We start from the raw sequence: 3,479 nt of genomic DNA on the forward strand, positions 1-3,479 counted from the left end.
AGCCGTGTAATCCCGTGAGTTTTGTTATCCGAGGAGTTTTCATATCATTCACTTATATCACACCTTTCTAAATTCTGCTGCTGGGATAATATTGCTCAATGCACCACCGTCTTGTATTCTGAAAAAGGCAAAAGCCATTCAGAAATATAGAAGGTGGTGCATTCCATGAAATGTGAAATTGTCACGGGCAATATGCCGCAGTTGTGGGAGGATCTTCTTTCCCAACTACACGAAAAGGAGTACCCCAGCGAGTCTATTCGACATTACCGTGAAGCCATGGGCAGAGTAGATCGCTACATGAGAGAGAATCAAATCCTTGAGTACACCGAAGCCGTAGGTGAAACTTATTTGGCAACACATGGTGGCAGAATCTCCAGCGGTCGACAGTTTTACATGTCTTTTTATGTGAGACGGCTGAATGACATTCTAAACAAAAGACCATATGTCGTAGTCCATACACGGAAAAAGCAGAAAGATTTAAAGCACTTTAGCGGTGTCTTTGAGAGATTCGATGAAATGCTCTGTAAGCAGTCTATTAGCGATGGTACACGCAAACTTCAAGATCTGTATTGTTACGAATTTCTTCATTTCGTAGAACAGCAAGGGATTTCAGATCTAAAGGAAATTAACGCACAGATCCTCTATGCAGCGTTTTCAGCAAGTGGCTCGAAAGAGAACTTTCGCTGTGCAGTTAGAAAACTCATGAAATATCTTTATCAAGAGCAGATTCATCCGTTGAATTTGGCTGAATTTGTCCCCGCGGTTCGCCGCGCAAAACCCATGCCTACTGTCTATTCAAAAGATGAAATCCAAAAGCTTCTAAATGTTGTAGATAAAAGTACCGACAAAGGATTACGGGACCGTGCCATGTTGCTGCTGGCCGCACGACTCGGCATCCGTACGTCTGATATCTGCAACTTGAAAAAGAAAAATATTCATTGGGATACAAATACCATCGAATTTGTTCAGAAAAAAACCGGTGTATCTGCAAGACTGGAACTTTTACCGGATGTTAAAGAAGCTCTTTTAGCCTATCTAACAAAGGGCCGTCCCAGTTCGGACAGTGAGAATATATTTTTACGGGTACAATGTCCGTTTACACCAATTGGGCAAACTGTAGCGCATCATGAAATGTCTCGCTATTTGGCGAAGGCAGGTATAGACACCGACAGGAGAAAAACTGGCCCGCACGCACTGCGCATGAGCCTGGCGACGGAGTTGGTGGCAGAAGATATTCCCTATTCTGTTGTACAAAAGGTTTTAGGGCATCAAAGCTCGCTTTGTTTTAACAATTATGTCCGACTGGATATTGAAAACCTTAGACGGTGTGCAGTTGCCGTCCCTCCAGCAACAGATAAACTTAAAGAGTGGCTAAGCAACATGGGGAGGGTTCCCAATGAAAAATGATTTCAAAAGTTTCCTGGCTGTTGAGTTTAGCAATTATCTACAGTTGCTTTTATCGGCTGGGCGAAGCACACATAACCATGAAATCATGCTTAGGAGTCTGGATTCTTTTTTGCTGCAAAATCATACTTTCGAAAAATGTCTCAGTGAAAGCATTATCAACCAATGGCTTTCTACGATATGTGGTACAAGCGCAAATAAAGTAAGCTACATTGCACGCTACAGGGGGCTTTCAAAATATTTGCGTTCTATAAACATTACCGCATTTGAACCGGAATACCCGCGGTGTTCTTATACCTATGCGCCGTATGTTTTTAGCGATGAAGAATGGAAAAGAATGATAGCCTCCGCTGATAGTCTTCCATATAGCGATTATAATCCAGAAAGTGCAGTCCTATTTTGTATTTTATTACGGATGCTGTACGGATGCGGTTTGCGCAGAAATGAGGCGTTGAAGATGGAAACGAGAGATATAGACTTGAATTTAGGGGTGCTATTTGTCCGACACGCCAAAAATGACAAGCAACGGTATGTGCCTATGGATATTTCACTGACAGAACTCATTCGAGCGTATTTATCTATTGTACCACAGAGAGAATATCTGTTTGTAAATAGCACCAGCGGAAGACGCTATTCAGCAGAGTGGGCCCGGAAAAGGATGGGACATCTTCTACAGGACTGCGGCATTGATTTTGAACGGGTACGGAAATATGAGCGCGGGCCGTGCCTCCACTGCTTCAGGCACACATTTGTGGCAAAAGCATTTGACCAATTACTGCAAACGCCGCTTGATTTTGCCGATGCCGTTCCTTTCATATCCACATATCTCGGACATTGCGACCTAAGAGAGACCGATAAATACTTGCAGGCAAACTACGATTTTTTCCAGCGAGACCATACTCTGATTACGGACTATACAAGGAAGCACAATATCTTCCCGGAGGTGATTGACGAATGAAGCGAGGTATGGAATTTATAAGGCTGTTGACCGAATTTTTTGACAGCTATCTTCCAGACACGAAAGGTGTCAGTGAAAATACAATCCGATCTTACAAAGCAGCCTTGCGGATCTTTTTCATTTTCTTAGAAGAAGAAAAGGGGATCCCTGCGGGTAAAGTAACGTTCTCTGTACTGGACAGCAGTATAGTTGATGAATTTTTGTCATGGATAGAAACCACACGCGGCTGCAGTAAACAAACCAGGAACCAACGCCTTGCTGCGCTGTCTTCCTTTGCTAAATTCGCATTGAGAAGAGATGTGGTATCTGCCGGAGCATTTTCGTCTTGCGTTCTGGGAACCGAGAGAAAGAGGGCCTCTAAAAGAAGCGGAGATGATGTCGTATTCTTTTTGCCAGAAGAAATGCAGATATTATTGTCATTGCCAAATCGACAAACAATTTGCGGGCGGAGAGATGTTGTCCTCATGAGTTTTCTCTATGCAAGCGGCGCCAGAGCGCAGGAGCTTTGCGACCTAACTGCAAATGATGTTACTTTTGGTGTAGAAACCCGTGTGCGCTTGGTGGGCAAAGGAAGCAAGGCCCGGCGAATTGTTATCCCCAATGAATGTGCAGATCTATTGAGAGTTCATTTCAAACAGGCAGGTTTATTTTATGGAGACAAAAACCGTCATGTTTTTTCGAGCCAGCGAAACGAGCATATGACGATTTCGTGTGTAGAGGAAGTTGTTTCCAAGTATGTGAATATGGCTAAAAAATTACATCCAGGGTTATTCCAGCAAAAAGCCTATACCCCACACGCATTTCGCCATACGATTGCAGTTGATATGCTGGCATGCGGATGTTCGCTGCCTGCAATTAAAGCATTTTTGGGACATTCATCTATTCAGTCCACCATGATTTATGCCACCGTTACCTCAGATCAAGCAAACAAAATCTTACGAGAACGCGGCCTCCCTGCAAAATTGCCAGCACCTGAAAAGGAAAAAGGAGATGAAAAGACCGATGTTATTTGGTTTCTACGAGAATAGATTATCCTGTAACTTTTGTGTATACCCGCGGGGTTTCCTTGTATTCGGGGAAACTCCTCGGATAACAAAACTCACGGGATTAGCTGGCT

General features: G+C 43.5%; 3 protein-coding genes. All 3 read left to right on the plus strand.

Features of this window, described 5'->3' with window-relative positions; translation table 11 throughout:
- The first annotated feature begins 165 nt into the window (after positions 1 to 165).
- From H8Z83_RS18790 to H8Z83_RS18800, 3 genes are read left to right on the plus strand one after another with little or no spacing between them, the layout of a single operon-like run.
- Positions 166 to 1,407: a tyrosine-type recombinase/integrase gene (locus H8Z83_RS18790; RefSeq protein WP_187016427.1), complete on the plus strand. Its 1,242-nt coding sequence runs from the start codon at positions 166 to 168 to the stop codon at positions 1,405 to 1,407.
- Positions 1,397 to 2,362 carry a tyrosine-type recombinase/integrase gene (locus H8Z83_RS18795; RefSeq protein ID WP_187016428.1) on the plus strand — a complete coding sequence of 322 codons (966 nt, stop codon included), beginning with the start codon at positions 1,397 to 1,399 and terminating at the stop codon, positions 2,360 to 2,362. The genes H8Z83_RS18790 and H8Z83_RS18795 overlap by 11 nt, the downstream gene beginning before the upstream one ends.
- On the plus strand, positions 2,359 to 3,390 hold the full coding sequence (locus H8Z83_RS18800) for a tyrosine-type recombinase/integrase (RefSeq protein ID WP_187016429.1): 1,032 nt from the start codon (positions 2,359 to 2,361) through the stop codon (positions 3,388 to 3,390). The genes H8Z83_RS18795 and H8Z83_RS18800 overlap by 4 nt, the downstream gene beginning before the upstream one ends.
- Positions 3,391 to 3,479 lie beyond the last annotated feature (89 nt).

This window comes from Dysosmobacter segnis, from assembly GCF_014297285.1.
GTDB lineage: Bacteria > Bacillota > Clostridia > Oscillospirales > Oscillospiraceae > Oscillibacter > Oscillibacter segnis.

Bases quoted from the DNA above. Each gene is read 5' to 3' on its own strand.
- H8Z83_RS18790 (WP_187016427.1), top strand. From the start codon at position 166: ATGAAATGTGAAATTGTCACGGGCAATATGCCGCAGTTGTGGGAGGAT.
- H8Z83_RS18795 (WP_187016428.1), top strand. From the start codon at position 1,397: ATGAAAAATGATTTCAAAAGTTTCCTGGCTGTTGAGTTTAGCAATTAT.
- H8Z83_RS18800 (WP_187016429.1), top strand. From the start codon at position 2,359: ATGAAGCGAGGTATGGAATTTATAAGGCTGTTGACCGAATTTTTTGAC.